This is a genomic window from Kribbella sp. NPDC005582 (assembly GCF_040605415.1).
GTDB lineage: Bacteria > Actinomycetota > Actinomycetes > Propionibacteriales > Kribbellaceae > Kribbella.
The window spans coordinates 19,898-38,863 of record NZ_JBEXCU010000010.1; the positions used below are offsets into that span (position 1 = coordinate 19,898).

18 protein-coding genes are annotated in these 18,966 nt (G+C 67.2%); 10 read left to right on the top strand and 8 right to left on the bottom strand.

The window, feature by feature from the left end; translation table 11 throughout:
- Nucleotides 1–103: 103 nt before the first annotated feature.
- A complete protein-coding gene (locus tag ABZS29_RS37090; RefSeq protein ID WP_355469504.1) occupies nucleotides 104–2,077 on the top strand; it encodes a translation factor GTPase family protein in 1,974 nt (657 codons plus the stop codon).
- Between the two features lie 8 nt (nucleotides 2,078–2,085).
- Here the strand turns inward: ABZS29_RS37090 and ABZS29_RS37095 are convergent, their stop codons facing one another.
- From ABZS29_RS37095 to ABZS29_RS37105, 3 genes are read right to left on the bottom strand one after another with little or no spacing between them, the layout of a single operon-like run.
- Nucleotides 2,086–2,868, bottom strand: a complete 783-nt coding sequence (locus tag ABZS29_RS37095; protein ID WP_355469505.1) for a putative protein N(5)-glutamine methyltransferase — start codon at nucleotides 2,866–2,868, stop codon at nucleotides 2,086–2,088.
- A gap of 20 nt (nucleotides 2,869–2,888) precedes the next feature.
- Nucleotides 2,889–3,839 (bottom strand): SDR family NAD(P)-dependent oxidoreductase, encoded by a 951-nt coding sequence (locus tag ABZS29_RS37100; RefSeq protein ID WP_355469507.1) that lies wholly within the window; start codon nucleotides 3,837–3,839, stop codon nucleotides 2,889–2,891.
- A 17-nt stretch (nucleotides 3,840–3,856) separates the two neighbouring features.
- Nucleotides 3,857–4,738, bottom strand: a complete 882-nt coding sequence (locus ABZS29_RS37105; protein WP_355469509.1) for a LysR substrate-binding domain-containing protein — start codon at nucleotides 4,736–4,738, stop codon at nucleotides 3,857–3,859.
- 95 nt (nucleotides 4,739–4,833) lie between these two features.
- Here ABZS29_RS37105 and ABZS29_RS37110 point away from each other — a divergent pair, with 95 nt between their 5' ends.
- The 8 genes from ABZS29_RS37110 to ABZS29_RS37145 are packed head-to-tail and all read left to right on the top strand — an operon-like array spanning nucleotide 4,834 to nucleotide 11,752.
- Nucleotides 4,834–5,871 (top strand): hydroxyacid dehydrogenase, encoded by a 1,038-nt coding sequence (locus ABZS29_RS37110; protein WP_355469510.1) that lies wholly within the window; start codon nucleotides 4,834–4,836, stop codon nucleotides 5,869–5,871.
- 10 nt (nucleotides 5,872–5,881) lie between these two features.
- On the top strand, nucleotides 5,882–7,024 hold the full coding sequence (locus ABZS29_RS37115) for an enolase C-terminal domain-like protein (protein ID WP_355469512.1): 1,143 nt from the start codon (nucleotides 5,882–5,884) through the stop codon (nucleotides 7,022–7,024).
- A 17-nt stretch (nucleotides 7,025–7,041) separates the two neighbouring features.
- On the top strand, nucleotides 7,042–8,349 hold the full coding sequence (locus ABZS29_RS37120) for a sugar ABC transporter substrate-binding protein (protein ID WP_355469514.1): 1,308 nt from the start codon (nucleotides 7,042–7,044) through the stop codon (nucleotides 8,347–8,349).
- A gap of 3 nt (nucleotides 8,350–8,352) precedes the next feature.
- Nucleotides 8,353–9,300, top strand: coding sequence for a sugar ABC transporter permease (locus tag ABZS29_RS37125; RefSeq protein WP_355469516.1), 948 nt, complete (start codon nucleotides 8,353–8,355; stop codon nucleotides 9,298–9,300).
- On the top strand, nucleotides 9,290–10,114 hold the full coding sequence (locus ABZS29_RS37130) for a carbohydrate ABC transporter permease (protein WP_355469518.1): 825 nt from the start codon (nucleotides 9,290–9,292) through the stop codon (nucleotides 10,112–10,114). Before ABZS29_RS37125 ends, ABZS29_RS37130 begins: the two co-directional genes overlap by 11 nt.
- Nucleotides 10,115–10,897, top strand: coding sequence for a TIM barrel protein (locus ABZS29_RS37135; RefSeq protein WP_355469520.1), 783 nt, complete (start codon nucleotides 10,115–10,117; stop codon nucleotides 10,895–10,897). It begins immediately after the preceding gene.
- A 32-nt stretch (nucleotides 10,898–10,929) separates the two neighbouring features.
- Nucleotides 10,930–11,385 (top strand): carboxymuconolactone decarboxylase family protein, encoded by a 456-nt coding sequence (locus ABZS29_RS37140; protein WP_355469522.1) that lies wholly within the window; start codon nucleotides 10,930–10,932, stop codon nucleotides 11,383–11,385.
- Nucleotides 11,386–11,401: 16 nt separating this feature from the next.
- Nucleotides 11,402–11,752: a YciI family protein gene (locus tag ABZS29_RS37145; RefSeq protein WP_355469524.1), complete on the top strand. Its 351-nt coding sequence runs from the start codon at nucleotides 11,402–11,404 to the stop codon at nucleotides 11,750–11,752.
- Between the two features lie 128 nt (nucleotides 11,753–11,880).
- On the opposite strand, the gene ABZS29_RS37150 is transcribed toward ABZS29_RS37145, so the two are convergent.
- The 5 genes from ABZS29_RS37150 to ABZS29_RS37170 all read right to left on the bottom strand — a co-directional run bounded on the left by ABZS29_RS37150 (nucleotide 11,881) and on the right by ABZS29_RS37170 (nucleotide 16,538).
- The gene (locus ABZS29_RS37150) at nucleotides 11,881–12,195 is read right to left on the bottom strand and encodes a hypothetical protein (RefSeq protein WP_355469526.1); all 315 of its coding nucleotides are present in this window, start codon (nucleotides 12,193–12,195) and stop codon (nucleotides 11,881–11,883) included.
- A 169-nt stretch (nucleotides 12,196–12,364) separates the two neighbouring features.
- Nucleotides 12,365–13,210: a carbohydrate ABC transporter permease gene (locus tag ABZS29_RS37155; RefSeq protein WP_355469528.1), complete on the bottom strand. Its 846-nt coding sequence runs from the start codon at nucleotides 13,208–13,210 to the stop codon at nucleotides 12,365–12,367.
- Entirely contained in the window at nucleotides 13,207–14,082 is an 876-nt protein-coding gene (locus ABZS29_RS37160) for a sugar ABC transporter permease (protein WP_355469530.1), read from the bottom strand. Before ABZS29_RS37160 ends, ABZS29_RS37155 begins: the two co-directional genes overlap by 4 nt.
- Before the next feature lie 14 nt (nucleotides 14,083–14,096).
- The gene (locus ABZS29_RS37165; protein WP_355469532.1) at nucleotides 14,097–15,398 is read right to left on the bottom strand and encodes an extracellular solute-binding protein; all 1,302 of its coding nucleotides are present in this window, start codon (nucleotides 15,396–15,398) and stop codon (nucleotides 14,097–14,099) included.
- A 90-nt stretch (nucleotides 15,399–15,488) separates the two neighbouring features.
- Nucleotides 15,489–16,538 carry a LacI family DNA-binding transcriptional regulator gene (locus tag ABZS29_RS37170; protein WP_355469534.1) on the bottom strand — a complete coding sequence of 350 codons (1,050 nt, stop codon included), beginning with the start codon at nucleotides 16,536–16,538 and terminating at the stop codon, nucleotides 15,489–15,491.
- A 106-nt stretch (nucleotides 16,539–16,644) separates the two neighbouring features.
- On the opposite strand from ABZS29_RS37170, the gene ABZS29_RS37175 reads away from it, so the two are divergent.
- Complete coding sequence (locus ABZS29_RS37175) at nucleotides 16,645–18,906, top strand: excinuclease ABC subunit UvrA (RefSeq protein ID WP_355469536.1); 2,262 nt, start codon at nucleotides 16,645–16,647, stop codon at nucleotides 18,904–18,906.
- Nucleotides 18,907–18,966: the final 60 nt, after the last annotated feature.

Genomic DNA, 18,966 nt, shown 5'->3' on the forward strand with positions numbered 1-18,966 from the left:
CTCGAGGGGTTGTTCAGAACCCTAGCCAAGGAGAAAGTCGTGCGAGCTCGCTTCATGTCTGTCGTGGAAGGAACGGACAGCTGCTCTGAGGACATGAGGCGACGTGAAAGTACTGAATCTTGGCATCCTGGCGCATGTCGACGCCGGTAAGACCAGCCTGACCGAGCGGCTGCTGCACGCCGCCGGAGTCATCGACGAGATCGGCAGCGTCGACGACGGCAACACCCAGACCGACTCGCTCGCACTGGAACGCCAGCGCGGGATCACGATCAAGTCGGCGGTCGTGTCGTTCACGATCGGCGAGGTCGCGGTCAACCTGATCGACACTCCGGGGCACCCGGACTTCATCGCGGAAGTCGAGCGGGCGTTGAGCGTGCTCGACGGTGCGGTGCTCGTGGTGTCCGCCGTCGAAGGCGTGCAGGCGCAGACCCGCGTGCTGATGCGCACCCTGCAGCGGCTGCGCATTCCGACGCTGATCTTCGTCAACAAGATCGACCGCTCCGGCGCCCAGTACGACGGGGTTCTGAAGGCGATCACCGACAAGCTCTCGCCGGCCGTCGTACCGATGGGGTCGGTCGCCGACCTCGGCACGCGCACCGCGGACTTCACGGCATCAGACCCGTACGGCGCTCTGGTCGAGCTCCTGACCGGGAACGACGACGTGCTGCTGAGAACGTTCGTGGAGAACGAGGAAGCGCTCTCGCACGACGCTCTCCGGCAAGCACTCGCTCGCCAGACAGCGCAGGCGCTCGTCCATCCGGTGTACTTCGGCTCCGCGATCACAGGCACGGGAATCGCGGCGTTGACCGACGCCATCCGCACCCTGCTGCCACCGGCGAGAACGGACGGGAGAGCGCTCCACGGCGTGATCTTCAAGGTCGAACGCGGACCAGCAGGCGAGAAGATCGCCTACGTCCGGATCTTCTCCGGCGTGCTGCGGATCCGCGACCGCATCCGGTACGGCGAACGCCAAGCGAAAGTGACCGGCTTGCGCGTCTTCGCGGACGGCGCCGCCATGGTCGCAAGCGAAGTCCAGGCCGGTCAGATCGCCCGAGTCTGGGGACTTCCCGACGTACGAATCGGCGACCGGCTCTTCACCGACGAACCTCCGCCACCCACCGAAGCCGCCGGCTTCTTCGCGCCACCGACACTCGAGACCGTCGTCACCCCGAACCGGCTCGGCGACCAGGGAAAACTCCGGGAAGCGCTCTCGCAACTGGCCGAGCAGGACCCGCTGATCAACGTCCGGCAGGACGACGTCCGCCAGGAAACCTCGGTCTCGCTCTACGGCGAAGTCCAGAAAGAGGTCATCCAGACCACGCTCGCGACCGAGTTCGGAATCGAGGTCGGCTTCCGCGAGACCACGACGATCTGCATCGAGCGGGTCCGCGGCATCGGATCCGCGGTCGAGATCAAAAAGAAGGACGACAACCCGTTCCTGGCCACGATCGGACTGCGGATCGAGCCGGCTCCGGTCGATGCCGGCGTGACGTTCGAGCTGGAGGTCGAGCTCGGGTCGATGCCGTACGCGTTCATCAAAGCAGTCGAGGAAACCGTCCGGGAAACACTCTCGCAAGGCCTCCACGGCTGGCAGATCCCGGACGCCCGAGTGTTCCTGACCCACTCGGGTTACGCGGCGCGGCAAAGTCACGCCCATGCCGTCTTCGACAAGAGCATGTCGAGCACCGCCGGCGACTTCCGCAACCTCACTCCCCTGGTCCTGATGACCGCACTCCAACAAGCAGGTACGACGGTCCACGAGCCGATGCACCGCTTCCAGCTAGAGGTCCCCACCGACACCACCAGCGCCGTACTCGCCGCTCTCGCTCGCCTGCGAGCCATCCCCCAAGTACCAGCCCTCGCCGCCGACACCTCACGTCTCGAAGGCGCCATCCCCGCAGCTGCCGTCTACCAACTCGAGCAGCAACTCCCGAGCCTCACCCGAGGCGAAGGCGTCCTCGAATCCACCTTCTCCCACTACCAGCCCGTCCCCGGCACCTCACCTGATCGCCCCCGCACCGACCACAACCCCCTCAACCGCCGCGACTATCTCCTCCACACCCAACGCCGCGTCTAAGCCGCGCGTCAGCCGAGATAGGTGCCGCGGACAACATTCGCGCCGAGCTCGTCATCGACGGCGAGCTCCGCGACCAGACCGTGCTCGACGAACACCTCCCGCGCGAGCGGCGCCTGGCGTTCACTCACTTCGGCGAAGACGTGACCTCCGGGCGCCAGCCATTCGGTTGCGTCGGCAGCGACCCGCTCCAGGAGCCGCAGCCCGTCCGGGCCGCCGTCGAGAGTCACCACGGGTTCGTACAGCCGGGCTTCGGCCGGCAGCAGGCGGATCTCCTCGGTCGGTACATACGGCACGTTCGCGAGCAGTACGTCGATCCGTCCGCGGAGCTCGGCGGGGAGCGCGTCGTACAGGTCGCCTTGATAGACCGCACCTTGCGATGCCGCGAGATTGCGTTCGGCGCAGCGCACCGACGGCAACTCGATGTCGGCCGCGTGCAGCGACACACGCTGCTCGGCGGCGACGGCCGCACCCAGCGCGCCGGAGCCGCAGCACAAATCGACCACGACCGCGCCCGGTGCGGTCACCCGCAGTGCCTCCGCGACCAAGAACTCGGTACGGCGGCGTGGGATGAACACACCGGGGTCGACGGCGATCCGGAGGCCGCGGAACGACGCCCAGCCGAGGACGTACTCCAGCGGCTCCCCGGATACCCGGCGTTCGATCATCGCTTCGAGCTCGGCGGCATCACCGGTAGCCGAGACGAGCAGCGCGGCCTCGTCCTCGGCGAACACGCAGCCGGCCGCGCGCAGCCGGCTGACGATCGCAACGGACGGATCAGAAGAGACAGTCACGGGCACCCACTCGACCGACCCTACCGGAAGGCGTTCTCCCCGGTCAGCTCCGCCGAGACGGTCCACAACCGCGCCGCCGACTCCCGATCGATCGCGTACGGGCGGACGCCGGGGCTGTCGTCGGTGGAGACCTCGGCGATCTCGCAGTCCTCGCAGAACACGCCGCCGAGACCCTCGAGCTTCGGCGAGGTCGCGGCCCAGACCTGCGTCGCCGCGCCCTGCTCGGGCGACTTGAACGCCGGGTTCAGTGGGTTGCCGTCGGCATCGATCCAGCCGTACCCGACCATCTCCTCGCGTTCGAGGTGCCGCTGCAGCGGAGTGAGGATGCCGCCCGGATGCAAGGCGAACGCGCGGACGCCGGAGTCCTTGCCGAGGGCATCGAGCTGGACGGCGAACAGCACGTTGGCCGTCTTCGCCTGTCCGTAGGCCTCCCACTTGTCGTAGCCCTGCTCGAAGTGCAGGTCGTCCCAGCGGATGTCCGAGCGCCGGTGACCGGTCGACGACACCGAGACCACGCGGGCCCCGCTGTCGGCGGCGATCGCCGGCCAGAGCCGGTTCACCAGCGCGAAGTGGCCGAGGTGGTTCGTCGCGAACTGCGCCTCCCAGCCGGGACCGATCCGGGTCTCCGGCGAGGCCATGATGGCCGCGTTGTCGATCATGATGTCGATGCTTCGGCCGGAGGCGAGGAACCGGTCGGCGAAGGCGCGAACACTCGCGAGATCACCGAGATCCAGTTCGTCGATCTCGACGCCGGGGATGCCGGACAGTGCTTCCTTCGCCGCGTCCGGGCGCCGGGCCGGGACCACCACGTGCGCGCCGGCCTTCGCCAGCGCCCGGGTCGTCTCCAGGCCGAGGCCGGAGTATCCGCCCGTGACCACCGCCAGCTTGCCACTCAGGTCGATACCGGCGAGGACATCGTCCGCCGTGCTGTCGTGCCCGAATCCCGAACCAATTGCCTGCTGTTCAGTCATGTCTTCGACCCTACGAGCTAGAGCGCACTCGAAGTCAAGCTCGCCGTCAGGCGCTGTAGCGCCGGGTTCGGATTGTCCGGGCTCCAGCAGGCGTGCAGGGTGACCGAGTGCGCGTCGGCCGCGTCGAGTTCACGGTAGCTGACGCCTTCGACCCGCATCGCCATGATCGAGCGCGGGATCAGCGCACATCCCAACCCGGCCCGGACCAGCGCGAGCATCGTCGGCACCTGCGACGCGAGCTGGCTGACGGCGTACCGATCCATGCCGATCATCGCCGCGCAGATGTCATGCAGGTACTGCGAACCCTCCGGGCTGTAGCCGATGTACTCCTCGGTGACATCGGCCAGTGTCACCGCCGAGTCGCCGACGGCCAGCGGATGCGCGGCCGGTACGGCGAGGACCAGATCTTCGGAGTGCACGAGCACAGAAGCGAACTGCGATGGGATCGGCGGCCGCACCAGACCGATGTCGATCTCCAGCTTGGCCAACGCCTCGAACTGGTCCGGGCTGACCAGCTCGGTGAGCTCTGCCGTCACGGCCGGCGCATGCTCGGCGACCGTGGTCAGGAAGTCCGCCAGTACGGCGTACGCACCGATCGCGGTGAACGCGATCCGGAGTGTTCCGGTGTGACCGTCGGCGGCCCGGCGAGCGGCCTCGGGGGCGACTTCGAGCAGCGCGAGGACGCGGCGAGCGTGCTCGAGGAACGCGCTACCGGCCGCGGTCAGCCGGACTCCTCGGCCGGTTCGGTCGAAGAGGCGGACGTCGAGAGAGCGCTCCAGGCTTTGGATCTGGCGGGTGAGCGGCGGTTGCGTCAGGTTCAGGCGCTGGGCGGCGCGGCCGTAGTGCAGTTCCTCCGCGACGGCGACGAACCCACGCAACTGCTGCAGCGAGACATCCATACCGGCACGGTATCGGTTCATGCGAAATCGGGCTTGGACCTGCATAACGGAAAGCGCCTACCGTCGGATCACCGACGAACGAGGGAGCTGACCCTGTGCCTGAGCTTGGGCTGAAACTTGCCGCGCTGATGTCCCCCGCGCGAGCCGCCGACGTGGTGGACGCCGCGACGCGACGCCTGCTCGACGAGCGGTTCGAGGTGGTCTGGGCGACCGAGCAGCACTTGGCCGGCGCGGACGACCCGGCCAAGCCGGCCGGTCTCGACGCGGCCGCGGTCCCTGAGTTGGTGGCTGGTGCCGATGTCGTGTTGACGAGCTGGGGTACGCCGGCGCTGCGGAAGGAACTGTGGTCCGGCGGAAGCGGGCCCAAGGTGGTCGCGCACGCGGCCGGCACGGTGAAGAACCTGATCGACCCGGCGATTCTCGAGCAGGGTGTCGCGGTGTTCTCCGCGGGACCGCGGATCGCGTGGTCCGTCGGCGAGTACTGCCTGGCCGCGATGCTGACCCAGGCCCGGCGGCTCCCCCGCTTCGACGGCGCGATCCGGGCCGGCGGCTGGAAGCAGACCGCGTTCCGCGGGCATGAGTTGGCCGGTGCGAAGGTCGGCATCGTCGGGGCAAGCAGCACAGCTCGTGCGTTGATCACTCTGCTCAAGCCCTTCGGTTGTGATGTCGTCGTCTACGACCCGTACCTGAGCGCTGAGCGTGCGGCGGAACTCGGCGTACGCATGGCTGACCTCGGAGAGACCGTCGAGAGCGCCTTCTTGACCATCCATGTGCCGAACGTGCCGGAGACCAAGGGCATGATCACCCGCGAACTGATCGGCCGGATCCCCGACGGAGCCGTCGTGGTCAACTCCTCGCGCGGCCCGGCGATCGATCAGCAGGCACTGCTCGACCACGTCCTCGACGGCCGCCTGTACGCCGCCTTGGACGTCTACGACCCCGAACCGCCGAGCTTCGGAGAGGGCGTTCTCCGAGCGGGGAACCTGCTGCTCAGCCCGCACATCGCAGGCGACACCGCCGAAGGCCACCTCGCCCTCGCCGGCTACGTGCTGAAGGACGCACTCAACTGGCTCGACCACGGCACCCGCGGTCCCAGCTTCGTCGACCCGGCCACCTGGTCGATCGCCGCCTGAGAGGACTGTCATGTCGAGGATCAGGCAAGTCGAGGTCTTCCCCGTCGCGGTTCCGTTTGCGCGGAAGTTCGTGCTGGGCAGCGGAGCGGTGGGGGCACCTGACGCGCCGCCGGATCAGGCCGGCGCGGTGGTGTTCGTGAAGCTGACGACCGAGGACGGGGTGGTCGGATGGGGAGAGCAGCGAGCGCTCCCCAGTTGGAGTTACGAGACCGCCGAGACGATGGCCGTGGTCATTCGGCGGCACCTCGCGCCGATCCTGCTCGAGCTCACTCCGTTCGATGTCGAGCTCTTCCACCAGCGCGCAGCGAAGCGGCTGAGCCCGGCGGTGTCGAACGGGTTCCCCTTCGCGCGGGCTGCCGTCGACGTCGCGATGCACGACGCGGCCGGCAAGCTGGCCGGAGTACCGGTACACGCTCTCCTCGGCGGCAAGATCCACGACGAGATCCCGCTGTGTTCCGCGATCGGGGTCGGCGACCAGGACACGGTTCGCGACCACGCGGTCCAGTCTTCGGACTACGCGGCGTACAAGGTGAAGATCGGCGGTGATCTGGATGCCGATGCCGCGGCGATCCGGACCGTCGCCGAGGTCGCCGGCGGCAAGCCGTTGTGGCTCGACGCGAACCAGTCCTATCGGCCGAGCGCCCTCAAGCAGCTCCTCGACCGCACGCGTGACGTCCACACGATCCATTGCGTCGAGCAACCAGTTCCAAGCACCGACACTTTGGCGATGGCACGCCTCCGCGGGCTGATCGATCTTCCGGTCGCCATCGACGAGGGCAGCTTCTCCGCGCAGGACCTCGCCCGGGCGATCCAGCTCCAGGCGGCCGACCTCGTCGTCATCAAGGTCTGCAAGTCCGGTGGACTGCGTAACGCGCTCAAGACCGCTCAGACGGCGCTCTCCGGCGGTCTCGAGATTCTCGCGAGCGGGCTGACCGACTGCGGGATCGCGTTCGCCGCCGCGCTGCACGTCTTCAGCCAGCTCGAGCTCGCGCTACCCGCCGAGCTGAACGGTCCGGAACTGCTCTCGGATCTGTATGTCGAAGGACTGACGATCACCAAGGCCGTTGCCACGGTCCCCACCGCCCCAGGTCTCGGCGTCCAGGTCGACGAGGAGCGCATCCGCGCCGAAGCGATCGATCTCGCCTTCCACTAGAACGATCGAGGAGAGCTATGCCCGCCAAGCTGTCCCGCCGCAGCTTTCTCGAACTCACCGGTCTGGCCGGCCTGGGGGCGGCCGTCACCGGTTGCTCCTCCGGTCCACCCCGAGGCGCCGCGACCTGGGCGATGTGGTCCAGCAGCGCCGCCGAGAAGAAGGTCTGGGACGACTTCAGCCAGTACGTCGAGCAGCAGCTCGGCGTGAAGTCGGTCCCGACCCTCACCCCGTCCAGCGGCTACCCGACCAAACTCGACCTGCAACTGGTCAGTGGCACCGCGAGCCTGGTCACCGCGCTCAACGGCACCCTGATCCCGACGTACGCCGCCCGGGGCGCGCACCGGCCGCTCGACGACCTGATCGCGGCCGACCCGGACCTCGATCTGAACGACTTCTACCCGACCAGCCGCCGGATCTCGAGCTTCAACGGCAAGACCTACGCGATCGGCTTCGACGTCGCGCCGACCGTCCTGTACTACAACAAGACGCTGCTGCAAAAACAGGGCGTCCCGCTCCCGTCCCGGACCGAGCCGATGCCGTGGGCAACCTTCCGCGACCTGGCCAGGCAGCTCACCGGGAACGGTCAGTACGGCTTCACCTGCGCCCCGGCGATCGACGACCTGGTCTCGTGGATCTATTGCGCCGGCGGCAACGTGATGAACGACGCCGCCGACCGCAGCACGCTGAACGCGCCCGAGGCGATGCAGGCGATCCAGTTCGTCATCGACCTGTTCGTCAAGGACAAGGTGACGCCGCCGATCAAGAACCTGGTCACCGAGAGCTCGCTGGCCAACTTCATCCAGGGCAACGTCGCGTTCATGCAGAACGGCCCCTGGCAGGTCGTCAACGTGCGCAAGGCGAAGTTCGACTGGGACGTGATCCCGTTCCCGGCCGGCGCCGCCGGCAGTACGCCGCGGGTCTCCGGCTCCAGCTTCGCGATTCCATCGGGGGTGCGCGAGGGAGCCGAGCTCGACCTCGCGTGGAAGCTGCTCAAGACACTGACCAGCACCGGCGCGCTCGACATCTACGCCAAGGCCGGCCGCAACAATCCGGCCCGGCTCAGCGCCGGCAGCGCGTTCCAGGCCCCACCGGACAACCTCGGCATCGTCCAGCAGATCCTCGCCGGGAAGCTCGCCGGCGGGCACGCGTTCGACGTCACCACCAACTGGAACCAGGTCAAGCAACTACTCGGTCAGGATCTGCCGCGAACCTTCCTCGGCCAGGTCTCGGTCAGCGATGCCATCGCCGGACTCACCCCGCGCCTGGACATCCTGATGCGTCAGCACCAGGACACCATCCGCCAAGCCACCGCCAGGAAGGGGTGAACCATGGCCGTCGACACCGCACCACCCGCGGCTGCCCCGCACCCGACCGTGACGACCGGATCGAAACCCACCCCACGCTGGCGCAACCGTGAGTCGCTCACCGCCTGGCTGTTCATCCTGCCCAGCCTGATCGGCTTCCTCATCTTCACCGCCGGCCCGGTGGTCGCGGCCGGCGTCATCTCACTGCTCGACTGGAACCTGTTCAGCGCCCCGAAGTGGGCCGGGCTGCGCAACTTCGCCCGGCTCGGTCCCGATCCGACCTTCTGGTCCGCGCTCGGCAACACGGCGTACTTCACGCTGGTGAGCGTCCCACTGACCATCCTGGTCAGCCTCGCGCTCGCGCTGCTGCTGAACCAGGGCCTGAAGCGGGTCGCGGTCTTCCGCTCGCTCCTGCTGTTGCCCTACGCAACCATCACGGTGGCGGTCGCGTTCGTCTGGATCTGGCTCTACATCCCGCACGACGGCCTGGTGAACGCCGTGCTCGGCCGGCTCGGGATCGACGGGCCGCAATGGCTGATCTCGGACAACTGGGCGATGCCGGCGCTGATCCTGATGAGCGTCTGGAAGAGCTTCGGCTTCGGCATGGTGGTCTTCCTGGCCGGACTGCAGGCGATCCCGCAACAGCTCTACGAAGCGGCCCGCGTCGACGGCACCTCGACCTGGCAGAGGTTCCGCAACATCACCCTGCCGATGCTCTCCCCCGCGCTGTTCTTCGTGATCGTGACGTCGATCATCGGCTCGTTCCAGGTCTTCGACCAGGCCCTCATCATGACGAACGGCGGCCCGGGCACCCGCACCACCACGCTCGTCATGTACATCTACCGGACCGGCTTCGAGAACTACGACCAGGGGTACGCCGCCGCCCAGTCGCTAGTGCTGTTCGCGTTCATCGTCCTGATCACCGCCGCCCAGTTCACGATGCAGCGGAAGCTGGTGCACTATGACAACTGAGATCCGTCGCAAGCTGGTCGTCTTCGCCTGCTTCCTGGTCACGGCGCTCACTCTCGTCCCCGTCGTCATGATGGTGCTGGTCGCCTTCCAGTCCGACGCCGAGTCGATGGCCGCCAAGCCGTCGTTCTGGCCGACCAGCTGGCATCCCGAGAACCTGAGCCGCGCTTTCGACCTGGTACCCCTCGGCAAGTACCTGCTCAACACCATCTACTTCGCCGCCGGCACGACGCTGCTGGAAACCATTACGGCCGCCCTCGCGGCCTATGCGTTCGCGCGGCTGAACTTCCCCGGCCGCAGCTGGCTGTTCGGCATCTACCTGGCAACGCTGATGATCCCGTCCCAGGTGACGCTGATTCCCCAGTTCGTGCTGGTCGCCAAGCTGCACGGCATCGACACCTGGCCGGGGATGATCCTGCCGCACGCCTTCACCGCCATCGGCGTCTTCCTGCTCCGTCAGTTCTTCCTCGGCATCCCGCGCGACTACGAGGAGGCCGCCCGGCTCGACGGTGCGAACCGGTGGCAGGCGTTCGTCCGGGTCATCGTGCCGCTGGCCGTCCCGGCGATCGCGACCCTCGCGGTCTTCAAGTTCATCGGCCAGTGGAACAACCTGCTCTGGCCTCTCGTCATCTCCAACAGCGACGCGACCCGGACGGCGTCGGTCGGGCTGCAGGTGTTCCAGGACACCAACGGAACGCAGTGGAACCTGTTGCTGATGGCAGCCACTGTCACCACCGTGCCGCTGATCGTGCTGTTCTTCCTGACGCAGCGCTGGTTCGTCCGAGGTATCACCATGAGTGGGCTGGGAGGCCGCTGAATGACCTATCTCTGGTCTGTCTTCACCAAACCGTGGGCGGGGCTGCCCGGCGCCGAGCTCGGCCGGCTGATCGCCGGTCTCGGGTTCGCCGGGGCCGAGATCCCGGTCCGGGACACGGCGTACGTGACGACGGCGACCGCGGAGGCCGAGCTGCCGACGTTCACCAAGCAGTTGCGGGCCGAGGGCATCGAGCCGATCAGCGTGGCCTCCGACCTCAGCGAGCCGGTCTTCGCGGCCTGCTCGGCGGCCGGCGTACCGATGATCCGGATCATGGCCCCGCTCGGCGACGACGGCTACGCCGCCTCGGTACGCCGGAACCGCGAGCAGCTCGAGGCGGCCGTCGTACTGGCCGAGCAGTACGACGTTCAGGTCGGCGTACAGCCGCATCACGGGAAGTTCGTACCGTCGACGTTGGGCGTCCTGCAACTGTTGAGTGGTCTACCCGAGAGGTTCCGGCTCGTCTGGGACGCCGCCCACGACGCTTTGGCCGGCGACGACCCGGCAGTGACGATCGAACTCGGCGCCGAGCGGCTCGGCATCGTGAACCTCAAGAACGCGAAGTACGTCGAGACCGCGGACGGCTGGAAGACGCAGTTCGGTCAGGCCGACGAGGGGATGTCCGACTGGTCGGCCGTGCACGCGGCGCTGGTCCGGGCGCAGTACTCCGGACCGATCTGCCTGACTGCTCAGTATTCGGACTTGACCGTATCCGTCGAGGAGCGCGTCCGAAAAGATCTGCGGACCGCTGTCACATCGTGGGGCCGGGATCCGTCAAGGGAGTGAAGACACCCCAACGGAACCAAGGAGTACCACCGATGACTGCTCGCATGACCAGCCCCACCGCTCTGCTGCCGGACGCCATGAAGGGCATTCAGAACATCTTCAAAGGCATCCACCAAGGCGGAGCGCCGGGCCCGGTGCTGGAGCTCGTGCACCTACGGGTGAGCCAGATCAACGGCTGTTCCGCCTGCGTGTACGGCGGAATCAAGTCTGCGCTCAAGAACGGCGAGACCGACGAGCGCCTGCACCAGGTGGCCGCCTGGCGCGAGTCCGACCTGTTCACCGACGCCGAGCGGTCGGCGCTCGTCCTCGCCGAGGAAGCGACCCGGATCGCGGATCGCGGCGAGGCCGTCTCCGACGCGACCTGGGCGGCCGCCGCTGAGCACTACAACGAGACCCAGCTGGCCGCGATCATCTTGATGATCGGCCTGACCAACCTGTTCAACCGGCTCAACACCGTCACCAAGGCACCGGCCGGCGCGACCTGGTGACCAGTAGCTTGGTGGCATGAAATACATGCTGCTGATCTACGGGAACACCGAGACCTGGGAGGCGATGAGCGCCGCCGGCATGGATGCCGTGTACGACGCTCATCGCGCTCTGCAGGCGGAGATGCGGGCGGCCGGCGAGTACGTCGCCTCGGACGGACTGACGACCGCGGGTGCGCGCGTCGTACAGGTGCAGGACGGCGTACCGGCGGTGACGGACGGACCGTTCACCGAGGCCAAGGAGGTGCTGGCCGGCTACTACCTCGTCGACTGCTCGCTGGAGCGTGCGACCGAGCTGGCCGCGAAACTTCCGGAGGCGCCGTTCTCCCCGATCGAGATCCGGGCGCTCACCTCACCGATCCCCGACTGAGAAGCCGGGAAACCTCTTGCTGGCCAGGCCGTTGGGCCTCGGCAGGGACTTGCCGGCCTCAGCTCGGCGTTGGGACCTGAGACCGGCGAATCACTGATTCAGCCCGATGGACTGGACCATCGAAGTGTTCAGTTCGGTGCGACCGACGCGAGGATGACCCCACCTGTGGAGGCAGGCTCATCGCCCATCCCTCGGCCACCCCGGACGAACACGGTTGCGCCTGGATCCGGCGCTGCCGCGCCGTCGCCAAGCCGGAGCGTGGTGGTCAGACCGTTGCTCAGTCTGAGCACCGCCACGCGGCGCGGTCGCACCGACGGAATCGACGAGATCACCTCGTGGATGCCGGTGCAGACCGCTGGTTGGATCGAAGCCCGTCCGAGACCTCCGTTGCCGTGACTCCTCACATCACGGCAGTGCTCGACGAGCTTTGTCATCGCTGACACACGTCCCCCTTCTTCTCGTTACTACCCCCGAGTGACCAGTGAAGCCTTGCTGAGAGTGACGGGGTTTTCAAGGGATCAGTTCAGGAATCCCGGGTTCCGGAACTGTTGTCCAGGTATCGTGCGAAGGTTGTCCTGTCACGCAAACGTTGAGCCCTGCTTCACGCCTTGTTCACTGTCCGCCGAATCCCGTGGTGGCGATGCCTTTGATGATCTGGCGCTGGAAGAACAGGAAGACCACTACGAGCGGTAACGCCGCCAGGATCGCCGAGGCCATGTTCTGCGCGTACTGCAGGCCGTACGCGCTCTTCACCGTTTGCAGACCGACCGGCAACGTCATCAGATCGGCGTCGGTGGTCACGATGAACGGCCAGAGGAAGTTGTTCCACGCACCGATGAAGACGAAGATCGCGACCGCGGCCAGGATCGGCCGCGACAACGGCAGCACGATCGACCAGAACACCCGCAGCCGATTGGCTCCGTCCACCCGGGCCGCGTCCTCGAGCTCGACCGGGATCTGATCGAAGAAGCGCTTCAGGATCAGCACCATCGCGGGTGCGAACGCCTGCGGCAGGATGATGCCCCAGTAGGTGTCGACCAGGTTGAAGGTCAGCATCTGCCGGAACAGCGGCACGATCAGCAGCTGCGGCGGAATGATGATCGCGGCAATGATCGCGGCGTACAGCCAGCGCCTGCCACGGAAAGAGATCCGGGAGAAGGCGTAGCCCGCGAGTGCCGAGGTCGCGACCGTGATCAGCGTGATCGCCACCGAGGTCAGCAAGCTGTTCCACGCCCAGGCCGGGATGTCCCCGGCCGACAGCACCTTGCGGTAGGCATCGAATCCCAGCCCGTCCGGCGGGTTCAGGCTGATCGACGATGCGCCGGCATCGGCCTCGCTCTTCAGCGACGTGAGCACTGACCACGCGAACGGCACCAGCCAGGTCGCGGCCAGGACGGCCAGCACCAGCAGGGCAACCATCCGCGAGACACTCCACGGGTTTTCTCCAGGCTTCCTCATGCGGCGCTCCTGCGGTTGATCAGTTTGTACTGCGCCAGCGACACCAGCACGATGATCGCGAAGAACAAGTACGAGATGGCCGACGAATAGCCGAAGCGGTAGCCGGTGAAGCCCGACTCGTAGATGTACTGCACGAGCGAACGGGTCGAGCCGGCCGGACCACCGTTGGTCAGCATGTAGATCTGGTCGAAGACCTTCAGCGACGCGAGAATCTGCAGCGTCAGGATCAGCGCCGTGGTCGGCGCCAATTGCGGAATGACGATCGAGAACAGCTGCCGCCATTTGCCGGCGCCGTCGATCGCGGCCGCCTCGAACTGCTGCTCCGGAATGTTCTGCAGGGCCGCGAGATAGAGCAGGAAGTTGAACCCGATGGTCCACCACAAGGTGGTGACGACGACCGAGATCATTGCGACTTTCGGATCCTGCAGCCATGCCACCGGCCCGATCCCGAACTCGGCCAGGACGCCGTTGATCAGACCCAGCTTCGGGTTGTACATCCAGGACCAGAACATCACCACGACGGTCGAGGCGAGCAGGTACGGCAGGAAGAACGACAGTCGCCACAGCCATCGCCCCGGCAGTCCGAGGTTCACCAGCAACGCGAACGCCAGCGACAGCACGACCAGCGGGATCGTGCTCAGGACCGTGAACCACAAGGTGTTGCCGAGCGACCGCCACATGTCCGGGTCGGTCAGCGCCTCGGTGTAGTTCGCGAAACCGAGCAGGTCGCCGCCGGATCCGGTCAGCGTCTCGCCGGTGAAGCTCAGATAGAGCCCGTAGATCGCCGGCACCACGAGGAACAGCCCGAACAGTACGGCGAACGGCGCCGCGAACGCCCATCCGGTGAGGCTCTCGCCTCGTCGGTTCGACATCGATAGATCCCCTTTCACAGCGGCTGCGGGCGGTCGAGCAGCACGTTCAGCCGCTTCACGAATCCTTCGAACCCGGTCGCCGGATCACCGCTGCCGAGATAGACGTTCTGGACGTTCTCGGCGAAGTACCGATGGAAGTCGCTGCCGGCGCCGCCGAACCACGCGTCCGGGTCGTAGTTCACGTAGGCCGGGATACCCGCGTAGTTCGACTGCGGCTTCAGCGCCTGGTACTCCGAGCTCTTCACCACCGGCTGGTACGCCGGGATGTGGCCGGCGCCGGCCCACTTCACCGACCGCTTGAGGATCTCGGCGACCAGTTGGTACGTGTGCCGGCGTCGCTCCGGATCGGCCTTCGACTGCCGCGGCAGCACGAACGTGTGCGAGTCCGCGTACGCCGCGTCGGTGCCGAACAACGTTGGAATGGGGATCGCGTCGAACGGCAGTTTCGCGTCCTTGATCGGGGGCAGCTCCCACACGCCGCCGAACAGCAGCCCGCTCTCGCCGTGCAGGAACTCACTGGTCGCCGTACCGCCGTCGCCGGCCTTGGTGGCGATCGTGTCGTCGAGCAGCGACTGGACGAACTTCAGCGCTTTCACGGCCGCCGCCTCGTCGACCTGGGCCTGCTGCCCGGGCACGAGTTTCATCTCGGCGTTCTGCTGGCGGTAGAACGTGTAGAACAGCCGCCACATCTGCGAGCCGTCGCCGAGGTAACCGTAGGACAGGCCGTGCTTGCCGGTCACCTTCTGCAATTTGCGGGCGACCTCGGTGAACTCCTCGGCCGACTTCAGCGTGTGCAGGTCCTCGGTGACACCGGCCTTCTCGGCGTGCTCGGTGTTGTAGTAGAGGACGAACGGGTGGGTGTCCAGGGCGATCGAGTACAGCTTCCCGTCGTACAGGCCCTTCTGCCACACCAGCGGCGGGAAGTCGCTCTCGTGCAGGCCGGCCTCGGCCAGCAGGTCGAGATCCCACGGCTCGAGCAGCCCGCCGGGCGCGTAGCCGGCGATCCGGGACGCGTGCATGATCGCGAGATCGGGCGCGCGGCCGCCGGCCGAGGCCATCGCCAGTTTCGTGTAGTACGGCGGTCCCCAGGCCAGCACGGTCTGGGTGGCCGTGAAGCCGAGGTTCTGGGCGTTGACGGCGTCCACCAGGCCGGCCATCACGATCCCGTCCCCACCGGTCATCAGGTGCCAGTAGCTGAGGTCGGCGGCCGACCGGGACGCTCCAGGTGAGCATCCCAGCAGCAGGCCGCCGCCGGCGACCGCGGCCGCCGTCCCGAGCAACCGGCGCCGGGAGAAATGCTGGTCCAGCGCACTCATTCAGGTCTCCTTCACAGGGGCCCCTGGATGATTACATCGTTGGAATGCGTTGACAAGTGTTTGTGTTTGTTTTTGCCTGATCGTGTCCGTTCAGCGGGTGGTGCTGACCCGTTCGATGACGCGGTGCGGAACCATCACGCGGCGCGGCGCTGCGTTCGAGTCGGCCATCCGCTCTGCGAGCAGCTCCAGGGCGGCCGCGACGAAGGCACGCCGGTCGAAGTCGACCGTGGTCAGCGGCGGGATCATGAACTGGCTCTCGAGGATGTTGTCGAAGCCGGCGACCAACGTCTCCCCCGGTACGGCGACGCCCGCGCCCCAGAGTGCTGAGAGTGCGCCCGAGGCGAGGGTGTCGGTGAAGCAGAAGAACGCGTCGGGCACCTCGTGGTCGGCCAGGTACTTCGCGACGACCGTCGCCGCGCCTTCCGGTCGCCAGCGGTCGAGGGCGATCTCCAGGGCCGGGTCGTTCGGGATTCCGGCCTCCTCGAGCGCCTGGCGATATCCCTCGGTGCGCAGCCGGGAGGCCGCCGTACCGGGGGCTTCGGCGGCGCTGCCGAGGACACCGGCGCCGCTGGACCCGCGCGGGATCTCCGGCGTGCCGACGGCGACGATCCGGCGGCAGCCCTTCGCGATCAGGTGCCGGGTCATGTCGCGAGCCGCGGCGACGTTGTCGATCGCCACCTGGCTGACCAGGTCCTGGTCCACGTCACCGATCAACACGACGGGCGGCAGCGGCCCGGCGGACAGGACGGCGCTGTCGTCGAGGTTGACCGGGTTCAGGATCAGGCCGTCGACCAGGTAGGCGCGGGCCTTCGACAGCAACTCGAACTCGCGACGGGGTTCGGCGGCGGTCTGCTCGATCTGCACTCCCCAGCCGCGTTCGTGGGCGAGCTCGACGACCAGGTGCACGATCTCGGCCGAGTACGGCCGGAGCAGGTCGGGCAGGGCGAGGGCGATCATGCCGGTCCGGCCGTTGCGCAGGCCGCGGGCACTCATGTTCGGCACGTAGTCGAGCTCGCTGAGCGCCTGCTCGACCCGGGCCCGGGTCTCCGGCCGGACGAACACCACACCGTTGATGACGTTGGAGACCGTCTTCGGGGAGACCCCGGCCAGTTTCGCGACATCTTTCACGGTGGCTCGCATGCGCGCCATTGTCCCACCCTTCACGGCCTGTCGAAACTTTGCCGCCCGGCTGAGCGGCGGTCTGCGGACAAAGCTTTTACGGACGGTTCAATGGGAGGATTGAAGGATGCTTGCTGACAACCATGACGTGATCGAAGTCCGTGGTGCCCGCGAGAACAACCTCGCCGGAGTCTCGCTCGACATCCCCAAACGCCGCCTGACCGTGTTCACCGGAGTCTCCGGATCCGGGAAGTCGTCGCTCGTTTTCGACACCATCGCCGCCGAGTCCCAGCGACTCATCAACGAGACCTACACAGCGTTCGTCCAGAACTTCATGCCCAGTCTGGCCCGGCCGGACGTGGACGCGCTGCGCAACCTGTCCGCAGCCATTGTCGTCGACCAGGAGCGGATCGGCGCCAACTCCCGATCGACGGTCGGCACCGCGACCGACGCGCACACCATGCTGCGGGTCCTGTTCAGCCGCGCCGGTACGCCGTACGCCGGGCCGCCGTCGGCGTTCAGCTTCAACCGCGCCGAAGGAATGTGCCCGGTGTGTGAGGGACTGGGCCGAACCACCGAACTCGTCATCGACGAGCTGGTCGACCGCGACCTGAGCCTGGCCGAAGGCGCGATCAAGGCGCCCGGGTACGGCGCTGAGACGTGGTGGTACCAGATCTTCGTCCAGTCGGGTCTGTTCGATCCCGACCTGCCGTTGCGCGACTATCCGGCCGGAACCTGGCAGCAGTTCCTCTGGCAGGAGCCGATGAAGGTGAAGGTCGGCAAGAGCAACCTGACCTTCGAAGGTCTCGCGGCCAAGATCAAACGCCAGTACGTCGGCAAGGACCTGGAGGCGATGCAGGCTCCGGCCCGCCGGTTCGGCGAGCGTGCGGTCAGGCAGGCGACCTGCTCGGACTGCGGCGGCGCCCGGCTGAACGAGGCGGCCCGCTCCGTCACTCTCAACGGCCGCACGATCGGCGAGTGCTCGGCGATGCAGATCAGCGACCTGGCCAAGTTCGTCGCCGGGGTCGAGCACCCGGGCGTCGGCCCGATGCTGGAGGGTCTGCGGCAGATGCTCGACTCGATGGTCACCATCGGGCTGGGCTACCTGAGCCTCGATCGCGAGTCCGGCACACTGTCCGGCGGTGAGGCGCAGCGGGTGAAGCTCGTCCGGCACCTCGGCTCCAGCCTGAGCGACGTCACGTACGTCTTCGACGAGCCGACGGTCGGACTGCACCCGCACGACATCCAGCGGATGAACGACCTGCTGATCCAGCTGCGCGACAAGGGCAACACCGTCCTGGTCGTCGAGCACAAGCCTGAGACGATCCGGATCGCCGACCACGTCGTCGACCTCGGGCCCGGTGCCGGCACTTCCGGGGGAAGGCTTTGCTATGCCGGGGACCTGGACGGGCTGAAGCGGTCCGGCACGTTGACCGGCCGCTACCTGGATCACCGCGTCGGAGTGCGGGACGACGTACGGCGGCCGACCGGGAAGCTGGCCATCGAGCACGCGACCCTGCACAACCTGCGGGACGTCAGCGTCGACATCCCGTTGGGCGTGCTGACCGTGGTCACCGGGGTGGCCGGGTCCGGCAAGAGCTCGCTGATCCATGGCTCACTGCCCGGCCGGCCCGGCGTGATCGTGGCCGGTCAGGAGCCGATCCGCGGTTCCAAGCGCAGCAACCCGGCGACGTACACGGGGTTGCTGGATCCGATCCGGGCCGAGTTCGCGAAGGCGAACGGCGTGAAGCCGGGACTGTTCAGCGCGAACTCCGTCGGCGCCTGCCCGACCTGCAAGGGGATCGGATTGGTCTACACCGATCTCGCGATGATGGCCGAGGTCGCGTCCGTCTGCGAGGTCTGCAACGGAGCCCGGTTCACGCCCGAGGTGCTCGCCTACAAGCTGCGCGGCAAGAACATCAGCGAGGTCCTGCGGATGACCGTCGCCGAGGCCTGCGGATTCTTCGTGAAGGGACCGGCCCGGACGATTCTCGATCGGCTGTCCGCGGTCGGGCTCGGATACATCGGACTCGGTCAGCCGCTCACCACGCTGTCCGGCGGTGAGCGGCAGCGGCTGAAGCTCGCGATCAACATGGGCAAGAGCGGCTCGATCTACATCCTCGACGAGCCGACGACCGGTCTGCACCTGGCCGACGTCGACCAACTGCTCGCGATGCTCGACAAGCTGGTCGACGACGGCAACACCGTCATCGTCATCGAGCATCACCAAGCGGTGATGGCCCACGCCGACTGGCTGATCGACATCGGCCCCGGCGCCGGCCACGACGGCGGCCAGATCGTCTTCACCGGCACCCCCGCCGACCTCGTCGAGAGCAGCCCCACCCTCACCGCCGAACACCTCCGCGCCTACATCACCACCACCGACTGACATTTGGTGGGCTCACCCACCGCGTTGTGGGTGGGCCCACCGCATGCGGTTAGCCCACCC

Coding starts and splice junctions, on each gene's coding strand:
- ABZS29_RS37100 (WP_355469507.1), bottom strand. CDS start 3,839: ATGACTGAACAGCAGGCAATTGGTTCGGGATTCGGGCACGACAGCACG.
- ABZS29_RS37105 (WP_355469509.1), bottom strand. CDS start 4,738: ATGGATGTCTCGCTGCAGCAGTTGCGTGGGTTCGTCGCCGTCGCGGAG.
- ABZS29_RS37115 (WP_355469512.1), top strand. CDS start 5,882: ATGTCGAGGATCAGGCAAGTCGAGGTCTTCCCCGTCGCGGTTCCGTTT.
- ABZS29_RS37120 (WP_355469514.1), top strand. CDS start 7,042: ATGCCCGCCAAGCTGTCCCGCCGCAGCTTTCTCGAACTCACCGGTCTG.
- ABZS29_RS37125 (WP_355469516.1), top strand. CDS start 8,353: ATGGCCGTCGACACCGCACCACCCGCGGCTGCCCCGCACCCGACCGTG.
- ABZS29_RS37130 (WP_355469518.1), top strand. CDS start 9,290: ATGACAACTGAGATCCGTCGCAAGCTGGTCGTCTTCGCCTGCTTCCTG.
- ABZS29_RS37135 (WP_355469520.1), top strand. CDS start 10,115: ATGACCTATCTCTGGTCTGTCTTCACCAAACCGTGGGCGGGGCTGCCC.
- ABZS29_RS37140 (WP_355469522.1), top strand. CDS start 10,930: ATGACTGCTCGCATGACCAGCCCCACCGCTCTGCTGCCGGACGCCATG.
- ABZS29_RS37145 (WP_355469524.1), top strand. CDS start 11,402: ATGAAATACATGCTGCTGATCTACGGGAACACCGAGACCTGGGAGGCG.
- ABZS29_RS37155 (WP_355469528.1), bottom strand. CDS start 13,210: ATGAGGAAGCCTGGAGAAAACCCGTGGAGTGTCTCGCGGATGGTTGCC.
- ABZS29_RS37160 (WP_355469530.1), bottom strand. CDS start 14,082: ATGTCGAACCGACGAGGCGAGAGCCTCACCGGATGGGCGTTCGCGGCG.
- ABZS29_RS37165 (WP_355469532.1), bottom strand. CDS start 15,398: ATGAGTGCGCTGGACCAGCATTTCTCCCGGCGCCGGTTGCTCGGGACG.
- ABZS29_RS37170 (WP_355469534.1), bottom strand. CDS start 16,538: ATGCGAGCCACCGTGAAAGATGTCGCGAAACTGGCCGGGGTCTCCCCG.
- ABZS29_RS37175 (WP_355469536.1), top strand. CDS start 16,645: ATGCTTGCTGACAACCATGACGTGATCGAAGTCCGTGGTGCCCGCGAG.